Genomic DNA, 17,635 nt, shown 5'->3' with positions numbered 1-17,635 from the left:
GGTTCTGTGGTTCGGATTGCTCGGGTACGTCGGCGCGGGCGCTTAGGGGTAGAGGCCCCGGGTGAGGTGGGCGTCGGCCACCCGCTCGACAGCGGTCACCGTCGCAGCCTCACGCAAGGACAGTCCCCGGCGAATGGAGGTCTCCAGGACGCACCGCCACCCCTGGATCATGCGGGTCTCGAGGCGTTCGTCGACCTCGTTGGCGGTCCACCAGTAGGCCTGATTCCCCTGCACCCACTCGAAGTAGGAAACGATGACACCGCCGGCGTTGGCGAGGATGTCGGGGACAACGAGGACATTCCTTGCGGCCAAGATTTTGTCCGCCGCAGCGGTGGTCGGCCCATTCGCGCCTTCCACCACGATCGACGCCCGGATGTTTGACGCGTTGTCGGAGTTGATGACACCCTCGACGGCCGCGGGCACCAGGAGATCGACCTCGAGTTCGAGCAGCGCCGCCGCATCGATCGGCTCGGAGTCGGCGAAGCCCCGCACGGTTCCCGTTGCGGCCACATGGGCCTGCAGCGCGGGAATGTCGAGGCCGTTGCCGTTGTGGATCGATCCGTACTGGTCGCCGACTGCGACGACCTTGACGCCGGCCTCGGCAAGGAATTGGGCGCTGCCGGCCCCGACCTTGCCGAAGCCCTGCACAGCAGCGGTCGCGAACGACGGCGTCAGCCCACGATATTCGAGCGCGGCGAGTGCGACGTGGACGACGCCCTTCGAGGTGGCCGACGAACGACCCAGCGAACCACCCAAACTGACAGGTTTGCCGGTGACCACGGACGGAACGGTGTAGCCCACGTTCGCCGAGAAGGTGTCCATCATCCACGCCATCGTCTGTTCATCAGTCCCGATGTCCGGCGCCGGGATGTCCTTCTCCGGACCGATGATCGGCAGAATCTCGCTGGTATAGCGGCGGGTCACCCGGCTGAGTTCCCCCATCGAGTACTGCGTCGGGTCGATCGTGATCCCGCCCTTGGCACCGCCGTACGGGACGTCGAGCAACGCGCACTTCCACGTCATCCACATCGCCAGCGCGCGGACCTCGTCGAGGGACACGTGGGGGCTGAAGCGCAACCCACCCTTCGCCGGTCCGCGGGAGAAATTGTGCTGAACCCGGTATCCGGACAGCACCTCGACGTCACCGTTATCCCGGCGCAGCGGGATGCTCACCGACATCTCGCGCCGAGGTTTGGCGAGAAGTTGGTGCATTCCGGGGCCGTAGCCGAGTTTCTCGACTGCGCCCGTCAACTGCGCCAAAGCGTCGTCGAGTGGACCCGCGTCGATGGATATGACGTCAGTTGTCGTGGTCAAGGCCGTCGCCTTTCAAGCTTGGGGCGGAGAACCGCGCAATGATCCGTGCGCTTCATCACACCTTGGGTGTATGACTGTTATACACAGTGCAAGATCGACGTCTGATTGTCAACAATCAGAATCTGCGGTGGCGACTGTGCGGACATAGGTGAGGTGGGATTGCAGAACCTCATTGATGACGACCGCCAGAGACCGCGATCAACGCCCGTCCAACCGACGCCGGGCCGCGGCTACTCGCGAGCCGAGCGACGACGTTCTCGTCGTAGCCGGCAGTTCGGCGCCGCGGATCGCGGCGTGGACCCCCAACAACTCCGTCGCCCGACAGATTCCCGTCTCTTGGCGACACCCGAGCAACAGGGACCGAGCCTTCATGCGCGGCAAAACATCTCGGCAGACGTGGCGCTCGAGTGCCGGAGCGTGGCAACCGGATGACGTTGGGGCGAGGGATGTCGAACGCGGCGACGACATCGCCCACCCGCGTACACACGAGGTGGACAACTGACATGGTTGCTGGTGAACGGCCACGCCCGCACGGCGCCGTCCAAGCCTTATCGTGTCAGTTGCCAGCCTCGGCGCGCGGCGACGAAACCGGAGACCGCGCCAAGGACTGCGCTGGTGGTCAGGCCAGCCGCGAGAACGGGATCGGGTTCACGGATTCCATGGTCCAGTGGGAGCCTTCGGCGCCGAGCGGTTCGTAGCTGCCGACATAGAAATGCACCGGGCATGACAGCCACCACGCGAACAGACTCGTACACACCAGGCCCGTGCCGAGCCCGAGGGCCGATCCGATCAGTATCGGTGTCCGCACAAGATCATCTTCGCGATCGCCAGCTGTTCTGTTACCGCGGCCCACCAGTCCGAAGGCGCCTCCCGCCATCTCGTCACGCCTCTTCCGTCGCCACCTCACCGACTCGTAGGCTGAGGCGTCGCCCCCGACCGCCACTCTGCAGAGTAAAAAGCATTGCTGGCCTGCTAGTTTCAGGAGACGCTGCGTAAATGTTTTCTACAGCAGTGACCCCGCACAAATCACGAGGGACACGGACCCGAGCTCTGGACGGGCATGATCCGCATTGGCGATGCACCACTTACCGCCCCGTTGCGGTAATGGTCAAACGGACGACCTCTAGGGGAACTCGTAGGTCAGCGAGGTCCGGTCATGGGATGACAATCGGAACGCTCCGGGCAGGGTTCGGCTAACGGCAACGGCCTCGCCCATGGGGTAAGGGTCCTGGTGGAACGGAACGAAATTCTCTGACGATAGAACTGGTGAGCGATATCCCTTGCGAACGCTGACCACGAAGGATTGCAACATGCTTGCAGCCAGGCGAAACAACGTAAGCGTGGCAGTCCTCGCCCTCTGTCTTCCGGTTCTGACCTTGTCGACCGCATGCGGAGTGCCGGACGAGAAGCACCCGAGCACTGACGCTGTTGAGACGGCCCGGGATGGGCAGTGTCAACAGTTCGAGTCGTTCTCCGGGCAACTCCTCGTCGGTAATCCTCCGCCGGTTCGTACCGGATTGGTACCAGCGCAACCTGGCGAACGTATGCCCGGTCCGGCTCGACCCAGGCTGGATTCGGTCGATCTCGAACCGACCTTGGACGGTGAGACCGTTACCTTCAGCCTCGGGGGCGACGGGTCGATGGGCTGGTCCGTCCGCTTCGTCCAGGCGCCGTTCCTTCGAGGAACGGATGGCGCCGTGCCGATTTCGGGTTCGTGCATTCTGCAGATCGATCTGACCTCCGTGGACTCCAATAAAGCCGGAGACGGCCCCGGACTGCCGATGCGCCTCACGCCCGACGGCGACGCATCGGCAGTGGTCGAAGCCCTCGTTTACTCTAGCAGCGCCACTGTGACGCAATCCTTCGTCGGAACCCGAAGCAGCACACCCGAGGTCACGGTCGACCCATCAATCGACAACCGCGCGATCACGGTCGCAATCACTCACTGAAGAACAACATGCACCGCGGCTGCCCGCTGAGTGGATCCGCTACAGACACGAGTCATTGTGGGCAGAGTTCACCTATCGAAGCGACTATGTCCCCGGTGTGGGGATATACCCACGCCGGGCGTTGTTCACGTAGCCCCCACCCCAACGCCTCACACGCGCCCTGGCCCACGATCCACACCTGCGGAGGAGCATCCAACGGCGTCAAAGCGGCCCAGCGAACAAGTTTGTCGACCTTCTCCACCGAATCGACCGGACCGGTCGACTCCCGCCCCGACGGCGTAAACGTTCCCGCGGCGGTCAGGATCAGCGCATGCTCATCCGCTTCGACACCCACCGGCAGCGACTCCCACACCGGTCGGCTCGGTGTTGTTGTCGGCTCGATCTCTGGTGCAGTCGGTGGATCCGTGGCAGCGGTAGGTGTCGGTGGTTCCGCCGCGGCGGTGTCCTCCGCGCCGATCTCGGCGGCATCGTCGGTGCCAGGATCCGGGACGGAGGGCTCGTGCAGGTCGAACAGGGCAATCTGCTCCCACGGACGGCTCATCGCTTTACTGCTCCCTGATCCGGCCATCGGGGTCGGCCGGCGGGACGTAGCAGTCGAGCAACTCCTGCAGGGCAACGTCCACAGACGCTGGTGACCGTGAACTGTCGGTTCGCCACCAGCCACTTCAACCGGGCCTCCGTCGACGGCAGCACCCACGTGTTCAGCTGCACCTTCACCGGACCCTGCGGGGCTCGAGCTTCGACGTCAACGCCTCGGTGGATGCCGCGGCGACGGGATCGCCTACCGATTCGCGGGCATCGTTGTGCGGCTTCGACGTTCGGCGTCCCGCGTTTGGCCGCGAGGAGTGGCCTCCACGCTTTCCGACCTGCGCCATGCCCCGCTCCTTCGCCCGCTCCCCTGTGGCCGCCGTCCGTGTTGCCGGCCCGCCGCTGGACCCAGACCAGTCGATACGCGCAACATCACACGCTGTATTACGCGTAGTGTTGCGCGCAGACTTGCACGCTGAACTCTGTGCTGGGCTCCGGTCGTGTCGCCGGTTCCCCTTATCTCCCGAACGCGCGACGTCGAATGGGTCGGAGATCGTCGGCGTCCATTGCAAGTGGGTCAACGGCCAGCGGTTTCACCGACACCGATAAACCGGACTGTCCTCGATCGGCTCGCCATCGCGACCGGTCATCGATCCTCAGATAGACCTGGTCAGTGGCCCAGATTCCTCCCTGGGTCGCACCCCCGCGATACCAGCGGGGTCAGTCGATTCCATTAGCCTCGAGGAATGTCCTCCCCCGTCGCTACCGACTACGCGCCACGCTCGAGAGCATCAAGCGGCTCGTGCACGAGGCGCGCTACATCTCCCAGCGCCGGGTGAACACCGAACTGCTCAAGCTCTACTGGCAGATCGAGGCGACGATCATCGAGCGACAGAAGACGGCCCCCTGGGCAGCAAGGTCCTCTCCCGGCTCTCCGCGGATCTGCGCACAGAGTTTCCCGGTGCGAAGGGGTTCTCGTCGGCCAACCTCAAGTACATGCGGAGGTTCGCCGAGGCGTGGCCCGACCAGGAGGCAATCGGTCAACGACCCGTTGGCCAATTGCCCTGGGGGCATGTCATCGAGTTGCTCGAGAAGCTCGACGACGCCGAGTTGCGCGACTGGTACAGCGCCAAGGACATCGCACACGGCTGGAGTCGTCCCGTACTGGCACACCAGATCAAGACCCACCTGCACCTGCGAGAGGGTGCGGCCCCGTCCAACTTCCCGCACGCGCTCGAGCGCACCGATTCCGAGCTCGCTCAGCAGATCACCAAGGATCCGTTCACGCTCAAGTTCCTCGCCATCGACGGGGACGCCGCCGAGCGGCAGCTCGAGGATCGGCTCGTCGAACGCATCATCGACACCCTTCGCGAGCTGGGCCCCGGTTTCGCGTTCGTGGGCCGCCAGGTCCACTTCGATGTCGAGGGCGATGAATTTTTTGTCGATTATTCCGATTCCCGGATTATTCCGAGGCCCGGTGTCGAGCGGCCGCTTTGTGCTTGCAGCCTGGGATGATGTTGATTTCGGTTGGTTGGGTGTAGGGATATTGCGGTCATCTGAGTCCGAGTAGCCGGTTGAGGATGTCTTCGTTGTCGTGCCAGACAGCTTGGGATGGCTGGGGTGTCGGGGCGCCGTTGGCGGTGGCCTTCTGGATGGCGCGGCGTTTCATTTGGTGTCGGCGTGGGCGTAGATGAGTGTGGTCTCAGGGTCGGCGTGCCCGAGCCACTCGGTGAGGAGGGCGAGCGGCATGCCTGCCTGGTAGAGGTGCATGGCTCGGGAATGGCGCAGCATGTGGGGGTGTGCTCCGGCGGGCACTTCGGCGCATTTCCGGTGGGCGGCTTGGGCGTGCTGGCGAATGATCCGGGCGGCGTTGTCGTCGGACATGCGCGTCTTGCGGTGGCTGTGGATGGTGTAGAACAGCGGGTCGCCAAGCTGGGGGTCAGGGTGGAACGCGGCGGTGTAGCGCCGGTAGTGGGCGGCGGTCTCCTTCGTGATGGGGATGCGGCGGGGTTTGGATCCCTTGCCGAGTAGGTCGATGGTGAGACGTTGGGCGTCGAGGTCTCCGATGGCGGCAGAGAGCATCTCGGCGTCGCGGGCGGCGGTGTCATACATCAAGATCATGAAGAACTGGTCTCGGAGTCCGGTCCGTATGATCGGATCGGGTTGGGCGAGGAGCGCTTTGATCGCTTGCTGGCTCATGTGGGAGACGGGTTTGGTGGCGGGCGCTTTCATCAGCGGGATGCCTGCGAGATCGGCGAGGTGGATGGCGAGTGTCGGCTCGGCGGTGGCGGCGTATTCGAAGAACGACCGGATGCAGGCGAGGCGCTGGTTGTAGGTTGCCGCTGTCCAGTTGCGTTCGGCACGTGTCTGTTCGAGGAACCCGGTGATGCAGGCGCGGTCCAGCATCGGGAAGGTGATCTTGTCGACGGGGATGCCGCCGGTGTCGCAGACGTGGCGCAGGAGCATGTTCCAGGCGCGGCGGGCAGATTCGATGGTGTGGGGGCTGGCAACATGGCCACGGTCACGTAGATGAGTAAGCAGTTGCCTGATCTCGCCCACAGCCAACTCGACCGATCCGACGGCCAGGGTTCCCGAGAGCGACTCGTCGAACAAGCGCAGGGCAGTCTCGAAGCGTGATCGCAGCTGCGTCGACATCGGACGCCGCCTGCGCCATGCCACCTTCCCGGCCAGCTTGAACTCGAGCAGCATGTTCGCTGTCTTCTCCAGCGACGACCGGAACACCGGGCCGATGTTCCCGCGCTGCAGACGGGTGTCCTGTTTCGGCCAGGAATCTGTCGCGGACCTGCTCGTTGTACTCATCGATCGCGTGGTCGGTGCAGTACCGTGCCACGGTCGCGCAACAGCTCCTCTGGTACTTCAGCGATGCCTCAGTCAGTCCGGCACCCCGGGCTGCCGTCAACACTCCGTCCACCAACACAGACATGGCTGGTTCCATGGTCTCGTCCTTCCATCGTGACGGTCACGGACGCTCCATCGGAACGTCCGCAACCAACACAACGGCATGACCCGGCAGCGCGCTATCGGCCGGAGATGGTCAGCGGTTTGAGGAACTATTCCGACAACCGCTCCGAAAACACGTCGTCAGTGCAGGGCCTACGCGCAGATCGGCATAACCCGGGAATCGGAATAATCGAGGAAATTCCGACCTCGGAATTTCATCGACTTACTCTTCTTTCACGTCGAGCAACTCCGGTACGTGGTCATCGAACTCAAGACCACGAAGTTCGACCCGCGCGACGCTGGCCAGCTCGGATTCTATGTCGCCCTCGTCGAGGACCGGCTGCGCAGGCCACAGCACCAGCCCACGGTCGGGATGCTGCTGGTGGCGGACAAGAACGAGTCCGTCGTCCGGTACGCACTGGCCGGCACCACCCAGCCGATCGCTGTCTCCCGCTACGATCTCTCGCCCGCCGAGCAGGCCGCGCTCCCCGCCGAGGACGCCCTCACGCGCGCGGTCGCCCTCGAGCTCGACGACCACACCCCGCAGTCGACGCAACCCCATCGGGAACACTCGTCACGTCGTGGATCCGGTAGGTGATGCGGGACATGTGTGTCCGACAGGGATCCGCTGACGGGATCGGGCACCGCACCTGACGTGGGTGGCTGAGCGTCCGGATCGCCCGGCGCGGCAGGGCACCGGCTCTGGCCGCTGCACGAACCCGCGGTCGTCGCCGGCATGGCGTCCAACCCCAAGGCCGGGCATTAAGGTGCCCCGACGTCGGGGGGTGACGCCGGGGCAAGAGTTCCGAGAATCAGTTTGGGGGGCGATTCCCGGAACGGCGCCAACAGTACACAGCGCCCCGGACATGTGCTTGTGCGAATACGGCGGTCACGCCTACTCGGGCGGGGTGTACCACCGATCCTGCCCGCGGCACTCCGCCGCAACGGCCTCCTACGCGTGACTGATGCAAACGGCCCTTGCGGAACTCTCCAGGGGCCGTTCTGGTGTCTCGACGGTTGCGACCTACCTACATGAGGGCGTGCTGGTCCCGGTCGTGGATGATCTGGTCGGCCAGCCGGTAGACCGCCAGCTCGTCGGGGATGCCCACCTTGGTGGCGGCATCGCGGGCCGTGAGGAACGCCCGGACCTGTTCGTCCCCTGATGTGCGGTTCCGGTTCAAGAACGCCTGGCGGGCGTCGGAGAGGGTTTCGAGCACCCACCACTGGAAGCGGTCGAGACCGGCGGCGATCTCGGCGATCCGCCCCGCTCCGACCTGGCGGGTGCGCCAGCGATCCGCCAGGTCGGAACCCCCGAGCCGGAGACCGAGAACGACGGCGCAGACCGCGGTGATCACTGCGCGTCCCGTCGCGCGACCGCAGACCTTGCCTGCTCCCGGGTGACGGACCTTGCCGGCTCCCGGGTGACGGAGACCAGGGCGACGGTCGCCGCGACCGCGACCACGAGGATCACTAGCAGCGGCAGCGAGACCTCGGACGCGAACGCCGCGGAGGCGGCCGTGACCACGAAGGCGAGCACGGCGAGCACCCAGACAACCCGTGCCGCCACCGCCTGACGGGAGAGTTGGGCGGCCGAGCCGCCGACGACCAGCACTGCGCCGATCCAGAGGGTCCAGGTGGTCATGGCGGTGCGGGTCCTCCCCACGTTCGACGGGCGTGAAGTCACGTCACAGGGTGTCATGCCAATGGAGGCCGACAGCCGGGCAGGCCATGAGCGGGGAGGTAATCGGGCCGCACTATCGGCGAAGACCGTCGGAGCTGTGCACAACAGGCGCACAATCGGCCCATGCGGCTGATTGTGCCGATGCTGGCACCCCGGGGGCGAGCCAACTTCGACCTACTCCGCAAACGTGCCATACACGCCGGATAGCTAAGCGCCCCAAAGCAATAACGAAAATTGCGCCAAATCCAATTACGTGACGGACAAACCCCTCACCCTGGGGAATTTCGTGACCAATGACAGATATGGATAGCACACGCCACCATCACCTCACCCCTGCCCGATCTCCTTCACCACATCTGAAAAGACCGACTTCAGCCCTCAAGGTGTTGCGAGTCCGGCGAACCGACTGCACGAAACGCGCGGGCCGCCTTCAACCCCTTTCGCACAACCCGGAGCTGAAAAATCGCCACGACAACCGACCCCGCCGCGAGACCATCGCCAGATACCACCACCACGCGTCAAACACGAGATAGAGCACCGCACAGGCACCGGTGGCGGCAATGAACGCCCACTGCACTCGGTCGAGCGTGCGAGCCTTCTCAGTGGCACGAGTCATCACCGCAAGATAAAAGTCCTGGCTGTGCGAATGAATGTCGATCTCCCGTCCTCAACTGATCCGACACCGGTGGCAAGCGTCCACGACGACCGGGGACACAGTGGCTGCGTCATTCGTCGCTACCACCTGCCATCGTGCAACGTAAGCGTAGAGGTCGCCACCGACACTGTGCGATGTCCACAAACCCCGGCCACCATGGACGGGCTGCGCGCCGCGACCCCAAAACTCGGCAACGGGTCGTTGGCGGCCAGTTACCGGCGGACGCCAATATGAAACCGGATCCCGTCTCGCCGTTGCCGCTCCGATCCTTGGTGCCCGTGGTGGCCCAGGTGCACCAATTGCCGAGAAAATTTTTCGCGCAGTGGTTTCCGGCCACGCTCACCGCCGTGCGGGCGCTGCGCCTGACGTGCGGTGCGGGCGCCCTCGAACAGGATGTCCCACTCGTCGTCGGCGAGCAAACCCCGCCGATACGCCCGCGCCGCACGTCATCCCAGCTGCCCGTGGCGTACACGTCCACCGACTGGTCGCCTTCGGTGGGTACATAGCCGTAGGTGTAGTTCCAGTGCACCCCGGAACGCCCCTGATGGGGACCGCATCCCCCTTCGGACAGGCTTTGTGCCGACGCGCCGCGTGGGCCACTCCACAAGATCACAGGCCCGCGCGGGCTGGCGGTGTGACCGTGTACGGACACAACCTCAGACGACCACGTCCCGGGGGCTCGGAGACGTCAACGTCGAGCAGGACATCCCACGAGACCGGGGCACCTGAATTGCGGAGCATCATCGTGTCCTGCTCGGCGTCCTCATCGTGACCCGCTGGTGCTGCCCCGCGAGAACCACCGCCAAGACCGTCACCATCGTCGGCCGAGTAGTGACACCCCGCAGCGCTGACCGCACATCATTTCATGGGACCTCGCACGAGGATGCCCCACGCTGGGGGGTTGGCCCGGCGTGTGCCGGCGACCCGCAGCGACAGCAGCGGGTTATCGTCGAAGACCTGTAGTGAACCAAGGGGGTATCGACCATGGCATCACCGACTGCCACCGACCTGTCGACGCTGCTGATGATCGACTCCGCGTCTGCGCGGGACAGAGACGACGCCTTCGCCGTTACCCCGCTCGCTGGCGGCCGCGGGTGGGCGGTGGAGGTTCACGTCGCCGGCGTCGCCGACGTGGTGGAACTGGGGTCGGTGGCCGACGAGCAGGCGTTCCTGCGGGCGGAGACCCGGTACCTGCGCGACCGCACCATTCCGATGCTCGGCGAGACGGCCGAACAGGCGACCACCCTGACCGCCGAAGCCGCGCGGACCAGTCTGCGGGTCACCGGCACCCTCACCACCGACGGCCGACTGGTCGACGTCACCATCGCCCGCGGACAGATCCCGTCGGGCCGGTGCATTGCCGTCGATCACGCCCAGGTGCCCGGCATCCTGACCGACCCGGAACATCCGCTCCATGTCCAGTTGGCCGCGGCGGATGCCGCCGCACAGGCCCTGCTGACCGCCCGCCGCGACGGTGGGGCGCTGGCGTTCTACGACCTCACCCGCGGCTGGGCGACCAACGAAGACGGCGCCATCGTCGCGATCGCCGCCGAACTGCGGACCGTCGCCTACATCATCGTGCAGGAGCTGATGATCGCCACCAACGAGGCCGTCGCCCTCTGGTGTATCGAGCGGGGGTTGCCGATCCTGTTCCGCAACCACCGCACCAACCCGGTCGCCGGCAGCACCGACGAGCTGATGCAAGAGATCGCCGCCGCGGCCGGAGACCCGGACCTGTTCGCGAAACTCCGCGGGCGGCTGCTGTCGACGCTGCGGGCCGCGACCTACGATCCGACGGTGCACGGCCACTACGGATTACGCCTCAGCGCTTACACCCATGTCACCTCACCGCTTCGCCGGGTGGCCGACCTGATCAACCAGCGGATCATCTTCGCCCACCTCGACCACTCCCCCGCCCCCTACACCGGTGAGCAGCTCGCTGCCCTCGGTGCGGACCTGAACCGGCGCACCCGTGCCGCCCGGGAGGCGAAGAAGAATCACTTCAAACACGCCGACCAACGCATCGTCGCCCAAGAGGCGGCACGCGATCTCACCGCCCTCGATGCCCGCACCTTCCACAAGGTGCTCAAATCCGCAGCCGCCGGACTACTTCGGGGCGAACTCGCCGCCGAGCTCGCCCGCCGTGTCGACGCCGACCTGCTGACCGCCCCGGACGTCGCGGTCCTGATCGACGCCGCCGACCCCACCTGGCTTCCCCTCCAACTCCGCGTCCTGGACACCCTCGCCGACACCCATCCGGAGACGGGTCCCAGCGTGGCGTCGGTGTGGCGGCAATCCCACCCTGATCAACCGCCCACCGACCTCGAGATCCGGCGCAACGGCAGCGACCACCATCCACTGTTCGCCGCCCGCGCGACCCACCTCGGCGTCCGCGGGCCGTGGGCGATCGCGGCCGCCAAGAAGCCGGCCGAACAGGCCGCCATCTGGGCGGCAGTGCGTGCGCAGCTGACCGGTACCGACCACCCTGACACGGAACCGGTATGGCCTGTCACCGAGCCATCCCCGGAGCCAACGGCTCCCCTGTCGGCGCCGATGGTTGCCGGTCCCGCCTCCTCAGCGGAACCGCACCGGACGACCACTCCGGCCGCCCTGAACCTGGACGGGGCAAAGAAATCCAAGGCACTGTCCAACCCCACCGCCTGGCTGATGAGTCTCGCCCAGAACAACCATCAGGCTCCGCCCGAGTGGGAGTTTCACATCGACGGGCCCGCGCACGCACCCCGCTTCACCGCCACCGTGCACCTCGCCGGCCACATCGCCACCGCCGACGCGACCACGAAAACGGCGGCGAAGACCGCATCCGCGGCCGCGCTCATCGAGACACTCTTCACGCACCAGTAACCACGTCGGCCCGCGTCGACCCTTTTGTCGATCGCGGCACACACCAAGCTGCAGCGGGGCTGCTGAATCGCTGCCGTTCAGCCTCAGGCGCAGCTCTCCTCTATGCGCCGCCACCAAACGATGTCCCCGGCGTCAGCGTCCAGCCGCGGCGCGACGCAAGCCCAGCTGCCCCTTCCCGCCGACCCCGCCCGGCGGCGGGTTGATTCGTCCACTGGCCGCAGCCCCGGCCTAGCATCGTGAAATGACGACGATGATGTCGCTACCGCTGAGCGCGCTGAGACTCGGCTACCGGTTTGCGCGCCTTCCCCTGCGGCTGGCGGAGGACGTCACCGCTTCCGAACATGTCGGGGTGTTCGCCTATCGGTGCGATCGCATCGCCGCCCGGGTTCTCCGGGACGAGAGTTTGCTGTTCGTGGACCACGAGCACTCGGGGGTGGTCCGGCTGCACGACTACCGTGACCGACTGCGTTGTCGCAAGAATCCGACGCAGTGAACGGACACCGAACTCACTCCGAGGAGGACCGAGATGCGAAGTGCCGAACCACTCGGGGTCGTCGTCGGCGATTGCCGAACCACACGGGGTCGTCGTCGGTCAAGTGATCGTCCGCGATCATTGCCGGCCAGGCGTCGCCGGTCCGCAGGTCGATGCGGCCGCCGCCGTAGACGGGGTCGCCTTCGAGCAGCGGGGAGAGCCCGTCGAGGTCGACCGCAAGCGGTCGGAGCAGCGGGGTCGGGGACGTTCGGGCGGCACGCGTCGGACCTCGGTCGTGCCGATCTCGTCGGTCCCGGGGGGCCTTGCGCCCGCACTGCGCACGAAAAGCGTCTGCCGGCAGCGACCCAGGTACGGGCCGGCTCGGCGAGCTATGACATCTGAGCCCCCTTTCCGGCGAGCACCGATCTACGGTAGACTTCTATATAGAAAGAGCACCTGCCCGGGCACCGAGGAGGAGAACATGGCGCACCAGACCGCGGCCTCGGGCTACGAGGCCGATCCGCAACAGCAGCGCGGCGGCGTGAGCGACCACGAGTTCATCGCCCGGATGCGAGCCGAGCTGTACAAACGGCCGAGCATGCGGCTGGTCGCCGACAGGGTCACCCACATCATGCTGGCCGGGCGGATCGATCGGGACGACCCGATTCTCGAGCTGATCGAGTCGGACGACATCCTCGACGAGAAGACGGTGTTGAGCGACGCCGTCGAACGCATCCTGTCGTTCCCGCATCTCTCCGCCAAAGAGGTCGCCGACCACTACGACAAGAACTGGGCCAACCCCAGCGATGCGCTGCGCAAACTCAGCGCCAAGGGCGAGGTCATCGGGCTCAAGCGGGCCGGGAAGTTCCGGTACCCGGAGTTTCAGTTCTCCCTGCCGGGCGAGGCGACCCAGGTGGTGCGGGAAACCAATGTGGCGCTCGGTGCCCGGGACGATCCGTGGGGTGTCGCGTCGTGGTGGCTTTCCCCGAACCCGTCGACCGAAGACCGCAAGTCCCCGGTCCAACTACTGGACGAGGGAGCGTTCGACGCCGTGCGCGGGTTGCTGCGCGCCGAGATCGCGGACGACATTGCCTAACCGCCCACCACCGGCCTCGGTGACCGCGCACGTCGGGTCGCTCACCGCCGGAACCAAGCTCTGGCGCATCCACTCCGCCGACCCGAACCGGGGCGCCTTGACCCTGAATCCGACCCCGGCGGGAGCGGGAGGCGGCCGGTTCGACTCCTCCGACGGCTCGTACCACTACTCCTATTTCGGGGAGGACATCTCCACCTGCATCGCGGAGACCTACTGCCGGTCGCTGCCGCTCGATGATCACGTGCCGAGAATTTTGCGGAAGGCCAAACTGGCCGGTCGAGTCCTGTCCCAGGTCACCGTCACCGACGACGTCCCGGTCGCACTGGTGCACGGCTCACATCTGACGGCGATCGGTCAGGACACCTGGCTGACGAAATGCGACCCGGTCGACTACCGGATCACCCGGGACTGGGCGGCATCCATCCTGTGCGGGACCGACAGGGCACTCGGTATCAAGTACCGGGCACGCAACGACGAGGACCGGTACTCCGTCGTCATGACCATCACACCCAATGCCGGTGTGGGACTGCATGATCTGATGGCCATCTCCCAGGGCCCGATCAAACTCGATGACCGCGCCGGGCTGGAGCTGGTCAGATCCCATCTCGCACAATACAACGCAACACTCATCTAAGCGTCTTAAGTCGGTCTCCCACTGTCTGGCACCGGTGTGGGGCGTGGGACAGGCCGCCGGCGGCGAGGACAGCCCCAGCCATCGGTGAGCGCGTTGTCGAAAATTGTCCCGGAAGTAGTCGCTGACAGGGTTATGAGCCGCAACCCGAACACCGCGATGGTGCCGATCCCCACGATCACACCCCATGCCACCCGGGCGCACGGGACCCCACCAGCGCGGCGTCCCGTAGCAAATCAGCCCCCAGCAATACCGTCATCGATGTATAGAAGGCCATAGGCCTGATTCTCGATCTGCTCGACGGTGATTCCGGTGGGGACGCCGCCGCGCAGCTCGATCAGCGCGACGTCGCCCGGCGCAATACCGCCGACACGGGAAGGCAGGCACCGACCGCGACCACCGTGGCACACGGGAACAGGACCGGATGGACGAGGGTGCGCATGGCGTGCCTTCACCTCTATTCGGCTGTCCGAGTACCGAGTACGAACCGGGTGTCGAGGATCAGAATCCGTGCGCTTCGGCCCACCGGGGAGAATGACCATCCAGGAGCCCAGCCACGTACACGCAGTAGTCTCCGTCGTCGACGTCGAGGCCGCCGTTGCCTGGTACACAACGTTCTTCGGCCGATCTGCCGACCGTCACCTGCCCGATCTCGCCGAATGGCAGCTCACCACTGACGCGACCCTGCAGCTGGTCCTCGATCCGTACGGCGCGGGCAGCTCGACGGTGGCTCTCGAGGTGGACGGCATCGATCGCGTCCTTGCCGAACTCGAGCGCCACGACATCATCCCCGAGACCATCATCGAGGGGACAGCGACGATCACCGACCCCACGGGCAATCGAATCAGGATTGCGGCGCATCACCCGTAGACGGAGTACACGCAGAAGCACAGTTGAGAGCCGAATGCACTGCCGGATAGCCGTTTACGGTGTGTCAGTACCGGGTACTGCTGAACAAACCCGCCTGGGTGGATCTGACGACTGCTCCCTCGGTGCAGGGACCGACTGCACTGCGAGATCGGCTCATGCCCGCCGCGACTGCGACACCGAGGTGTCGCCAGTTTCCGGTTACTGTCCCGCTGTTCAGTGACGAGAGCGGGACTGCTCGTCGGTGTGCATCGCCAGGACGGCAGCGCATGCGGTGATCAGCAAGCCCAGCAGAAGCAGCACGTCATTCGTGTCCCCCTCGTGGTGTCAGCGCGGGCCCGTCTGGCGGTCCGGACGGCGGTCGTCGGCGAACATGGCCTCGATCCGCGCTTTGATCTCCACGGTGCTCATCGCGCCGCTGCTGCGCCGCATCGGCGGTCGCGTGGTGATCGAAGACGCCGTAATCATCGAGGCTGTGGTCATGCGCGCCCTACCTTTCGTCATGTTCGGGGACTCGGCACATCCGATTGGTGTGCACCCCCGTCACAGTGATGTGACCCGTGTCACATTTTCTGCTGTCAAAGTTGTACATCACCGACGCCGGCGACGCCAACCGAACCTCCCCCCACCCCAGCGCGACGGACATCCTCCACACCCGGCCGCGAAGCCCGGCCCGAACGGTCGCGGCCAAACCCGGGCGCACGACCACGGCAACTCGCCGGCTACCCCCATGCGCTAGAAAGAGGGCGTGGATTCAGAGCAGGTGTTGGTCGGCAAGGCGCAACGGGTGGGCAGCTTCCGATTCCTTCTGGACGGGCAGCGGTGGGAATGGTCCGACGCCGTCGCCCAGATGCACGGCTACCAACGCGGTCAGGTCACCCCGACCACCGAACTGCTGCTGTCCCACAAGCATCCCGACGATCACCCGCGCGTCGCCCGAGTCCTGGACCGGATGATTACCGACGCCGAACCGTTCAGCAGCAGACACCGCATCATCGACACCACCGGCGCGATTCACCAGGTCGTGGTCGTCGGCGACCGGCTTTACGACGACACCGGCGAGGTGATCGGCACGACCGGGTTCTACATCGACATCACCGATTCCTACCGCAGCGACGTCAAGGACTCGGTCGACGAAGCGGTCGCCGAACTCGCGCAGTCCCGGGCGGTGATCGAGCAAGCCAAAGGTGCGTTGATGCTGGTCTACGGCATCACCGCCGACCGCGCGTTCGACATCTTGACCTGGCGCTCCCAGGAAACCAACACCCGGCTCCGCACAATCGCCGAACAACTCGTCACCGGGTTCAGCGAATTCGACCCCGGCACCGGGCTGCGTGCCCGGTTCGATCATCTGCTGCTGACCGCCCACCAGCGCGCCGGCTTCCGGAGTAGGTGACGGGTCCTCGTCCCAACGACTCAAATAGCCGGCCCGAAGAGCCAACCGTTCTGGCGCGTGCGTATCTGCCCGGTGCCAGGGAAGGTGGTGGACCGCCCTGGCTCGACGTTGTTCGAAGGGGTGGCATCAGGTCGCCGCATCCGGAAGATCGGGAGCGTCGGCATCGAGAAGAAAGTCCAGCCAGATCAGGGCATCGGCGAGCAGGGTGGCCCGCCGCACCGGATCCGGTTGCCGCCCGGCCGCCGCGACCCACTCCTTCCCGTTGGTGTCGTAGGACAGTAACGCTCCGGCCGTTCGCAGCACCCAGTCTCCGGATTGGGGTAGTCCGGCGCGGTCAACCTCGGCGCCGTTCTTGCGAAGCACATTCAGGGCGAGGTCCTGTCCCGGTGGCACGGGTCCGAGACGGGCCACGATCACTTCGCCGATGGGCCCGAGCACCCATGCCAGCACTTGCTCGTAGTCCGGATACCTATTGCTGGGACGAGTATTGAGCGCCATCGCCGACAGCGCATGCGAGAGCGTTGCGCTGTCGCGGTCCGCGACCAGCGTCACCAGCCTTCCTCCGATGACCGCCGCATCGACCGGCTGCTCTTCTGATTCCATGGTCACCGAGTGTCCCGCCACGCCGGCGTGCACACCGGCCCCTCATCCGGAAAGGCCCAGGGCGTACACGCTCACGGACGGGGACCACGAAAGCCTCCACCGCAAAGGTCTGACACTCAGCCGATGTGGGCAGTCGCGCCCATCGGGCACCGGGTGGTCTCGCCGACGACCCACCCGTTGATCCGGGCGAAGGCCACCGCCGACGTATGTCCGGCGACCGCGGCCTCGAATCGGTGCTCACACAGATCGCACCGCACCTCGGCTTTGTCGGTTGGCCGTGCAATGCTGGTGTCACGGTTCGGATTCGATGTTCGTCGCGAGGGTGACATGACTGTGCAGGTAATCAATCCAGGGGACACCAGGGGTGGGCCCCTCGAAAGGGGCTTGGTGGCGCTGACTCGAGGTCTCGGTGCCGCGCCGATGTGCGGGTGCCGTGAATCTGTCAGGCTCGGACTCGGGTGGTCCACACCGGACGAGGCATCATTGTCGACAGCGGCTGCCTCAGACGGCGCACAACCCTAGTAACGCTAGCTAGCACAGCTCTGCTAGCAGATTTTCAGTCGGGCGGGGCGCGATGTCTGCGCACCGCATGAGTATGCGCACCCTGCCAACGGCCACCA

Annotated in this window: 18 protein-coding genes and 2 pseudogenes; 10 read left to right on the top strand and 10 right to left on the bottom strand. The window is 65.7% G+C overall.

Translation table 11 applies throughout. From position 1 onward, the window contains the following. Positions 1 to 42: 42 nt before the first annotated feature. Both RHA1_RS39215 and RHA1_RS39210 read right to left on the bottom strand, forming a co-directional pair. Entirely contained in the window at positions 43 to 1,314 is a 1,272-nt protein-coding gene (locus RHA1_RS39215; protein WP_011599511.1) for a Glu/Leu/Phe/Val family dehydrogenase, read from the bottom strand. Between the two features lie 619 nt (positions 1,315 to 1,933). After that, positions 1,934 to 2,122 carry a hypothetical protein gene (locus tag RHA1_RS39210; protein WP_237727071.1) on the bottom strand — a complete coding sequence of 63 codons (189 nt, stop codon included), beginning with the start codon at positions 2,120 to 2,122 and terminating at the stop codon, positions 1,934 to 1,936. 502 nt (positions 2,123 to 2,624) lie between these two features. Between RHA1_RS39210 and RHA1_RS39205 the strand changes: the two genes are divergently transcribed. Continuing rightward, entirely contained in the window at positions 2,625 to 3,263 is a 639-nt protein-coding gene (locus RHA1_RS39205; RefSeq protein WP_011599508.1) for an AMIN-like domain-containing (lipo)protein, read from the top strand. 136 nt (positions 3,264 to 3,399) lie between these two features. Here RHA1_RS39205 and RHA1_RS39200 read toward each other — a convergent pair. After that, positions 3,400 to 3,804, bottom strand: a pseudogene (locus tag RHA1_RS39200) (hypothetical protein); the annotation flags it as partial. A 172-nt stretch (positions 3,805 to 3,976) separates the two neighbouring features. Next, the gene (locus RHA1_RS53790) at positions 3,977 to 4,138 is read right to left on the bottom strand and encodes a hypothetical protein (protein WP_167540990.1); all 162 of its coding nucleotides are present in this window, start codon (positions 4,136 to 4,138) and stop codon (positions 3,977 to 3,979) included. Positions 4,139 to 4,406: 268 nt separating this feature from the next. Between RHA1_RS53790 and RHA1_RS53345 the strand changes: the two genes are divergently transcribed. Then, on the top strand, positions 4,407 to 5,306 hold the full coding sequence (locus tag RHA1_RS53345) for a PDDEXK nuclease domain-containing protein (protein WP_337505399.1): 900 nt from the start codon (positions 4,407 to 4,409) through the stop codon (positions 5,304 to 5,306). Between the two features lie 150 nt (positions 5,307 to 5,456). Here RHA1_RS53345 and RHA1_RS39190 read toward each other — a convergent pair whose 3' ends face one another. Further along, entirely contained in the window at positions 5,457 to 6,611 is a 1,155-nt protein-coding gene (locus tag RHA1_RS39190; protein ID WP_011599504.1) for a tyrosine-type recombinase/integrase, read from the bottom strand. Between the two features lie 355 nt (positions 6,612 to 6,966). Here RHA1_RS39190 and RHA1_RS39180 point away from each other — a divergent pair. Further along, positions 6,967 to 7,350, top strand: a pseudogene (locus tag RHA1_RS39180) (PDDEXK nuclease domain-containing protein); the annotation flags it as partial. Positions 7,351 to 7,780: 430 nt separating this feature from the next. Here the strand turns inward: RHA1_RS39180 and RHA1_RS39175 are convergent. Further along, the gene (locus RHA1_RS39175) at positions 7,781 to 8,107 is read right to left on the bottom strand and encodes a hypothetical protein (RefSeq protein ID WP_011599502.1); all 327 of its coding nucleotides are present in this window, start codon (positions 8,105 to 8,107) and stop codon (positions 7,781 to 7,783) included. Then, complete coding sequence (locus RHA1_RS39170; RefSeq protein ID WP_011599501.1) at positions 8,104 to 8,394, bottom strand: hypothetical protein; 291 nt, start codon at positions 8,392 to 8,394, stop codon at positions 8,104 to 8,106. Before RHA1_RS39170 ends, RHA1_RS39175 begins: the two co-directional genes overlap by 4 nt. Before the next feature lie 993 nt (positions 8,395 to 9,387). On the opposite strand from RHA1_RS39170, the gene RHA1_RS49940 reads away from it, so the two are divergent. From RHA1_RS49940 to RHA1_RS49925, 6 genes are all read left to right on the top strand, one after another. Next, complete coding sequence (locus RHA1_RS49940) at positions 9,388 to 9,594, top strand: hypothetical protein (protein WP_148228477.1); 207 nt, start codon at positions 9,388 to 9,390, stop codon at positions 9,592 to 9,594. 478 nt (positions 9,595 to 10,072) lie between these two features. Further along, positions 10,073 to 11,950 (top strand): RNB domain-containing ribonuclease, encoded by a 1,878-nt coding sequence (locus RHA1_RS39155; protein ID WP_011599498.1) that lies wholly within the window; start codon positions 10,073 to 10,075, stop codon positions 11,948 to 11,950. A gap of 241 nt (positions 11,951 to 12,191) precedes the next feature. After that, on the top strand, positions 12,192 to 12,443 hold the full coding sequence (locus RHA1_RS39150; RefSeq protein ID WP_011599497.1) for a hypothetical protein: 252 nt from the start codon (positions 12,192 to 12,194) through the stop codon (positions 12,441 to 12,443). Positions 12,444 to 12,903: 460 nt separating this feature from the next. Further along, a complete protein-coding gene (locus RHA1_RS49935; protein WP_050787575.1) occupies positions 12,904 to 13,518 on the top strand; it encodes a hypothetical protein in 615 nt (204 codons plus the stop codon). A gap of 19 nt (positions 13,519 to 13,537) precedes the next feature. Beyond that, a complete protein-coding gene (locus RHA1_RS39140; RefSeq protein ID WP_148228476.1) occupies positions 13,538 to 14,152 on the top strand; it encodes an RES family NAD+ phosphorylase in 615 nt (204 codons plus the stop codon). 531 nt (positions 14,153 to 14,683) lie between these two features. Then, the gene (locus RHA1_RS49925) at positions 14,684 to 15,019 is read left to right on the top strand and encodes a VOC family protein (protein ID WP_041813225.1); all 336 of its coding nucleotides are present in this window, start codon (positions 14,684 to 14,686) and stop codon (positions 15,017 to 15,019) included. Between the two features lie 324 nt (positions 15,020 to 15,343). On the opposite strand, the gene RHA1_RS50940 is transcribed toward RHA1_RS49925, so the two are convergent. Continuing rightward, the gene (locus RHA1_RS50940; RefSeq protein WP_167540989.1) at positions 15,344 to 15,499 is read right to left on the bottom strand and encodes a hypothetical protein; all 156 of its coding nucleotides are present in this window, start codon (positions 15,497 to 15,499) and stop codon (positions 15,344 to 15,346) included. Positions 15,500 to 15,764: 265 nt separating this feature from the next. Between RHA1_RS50940 and RHA1_RS39130 the strand changes: the two genes are divergently transcribed. Continuing rightward, positions 15,765 to 16,412: a PAS and ANTAR domain-containing protein gene (locus RHA1_RS39130; protein ID WP_011599492.1), complete on the top strand. Its 648-nt coding sequence runs from the start codon at positions 15,765 to 15,767 to the stop codon at positions 16,410 to 16,412. Positions 16,413 to 16,538: 126 nt separating this feature from the next. Here RHA1_RS39130 and RHA1_RS39125 read toward each other — a convergent pair whose 3' ends face one another. Together RHA1_RS39125 and RHA1_RS50935 are read right to left on the bottom strand one after the other, a co-directional pair. Beyond that, entirely contained in the window at positions 16,539 to 17,015 is a 477-nt protein-coding gene (locus RHA1_RS39125; protein ID WP_063721813.1) for a hypothetical protein, read from the bottom strand. Positions 17,016 to 17,131: 116 nt separating this feature from the next. Then, positions 17,132 to 17,272 (bottom strand): hypothetical protein, encoded by a 141-nt coding sequence (locus RHA1_RS50935; protein ID WP_167540988.1) that lies wholly within the window; start codon positions 17,270 to 17,272, stop codon positions 17,132 to 17,134. Positions 17,273 to 17,635 lie beyond the last annotated feature (363 nt).

The organism is Rhodococcus jostii RHA1, assembly GCF_000014565.1.
Taxonomy (GTDB): Bacteria; Actinomycetota; Actinomycetes; order Mycobacteriales; family Mycobacteriaceae; genus Rhodococcus_F; species Rhodococcus_F jostii_A.
The sequence above is the reverse complement of the archived record's forward strand: the minus strand, read 5'-3'. Positions and strand labels throughout refer to the sequence as shown.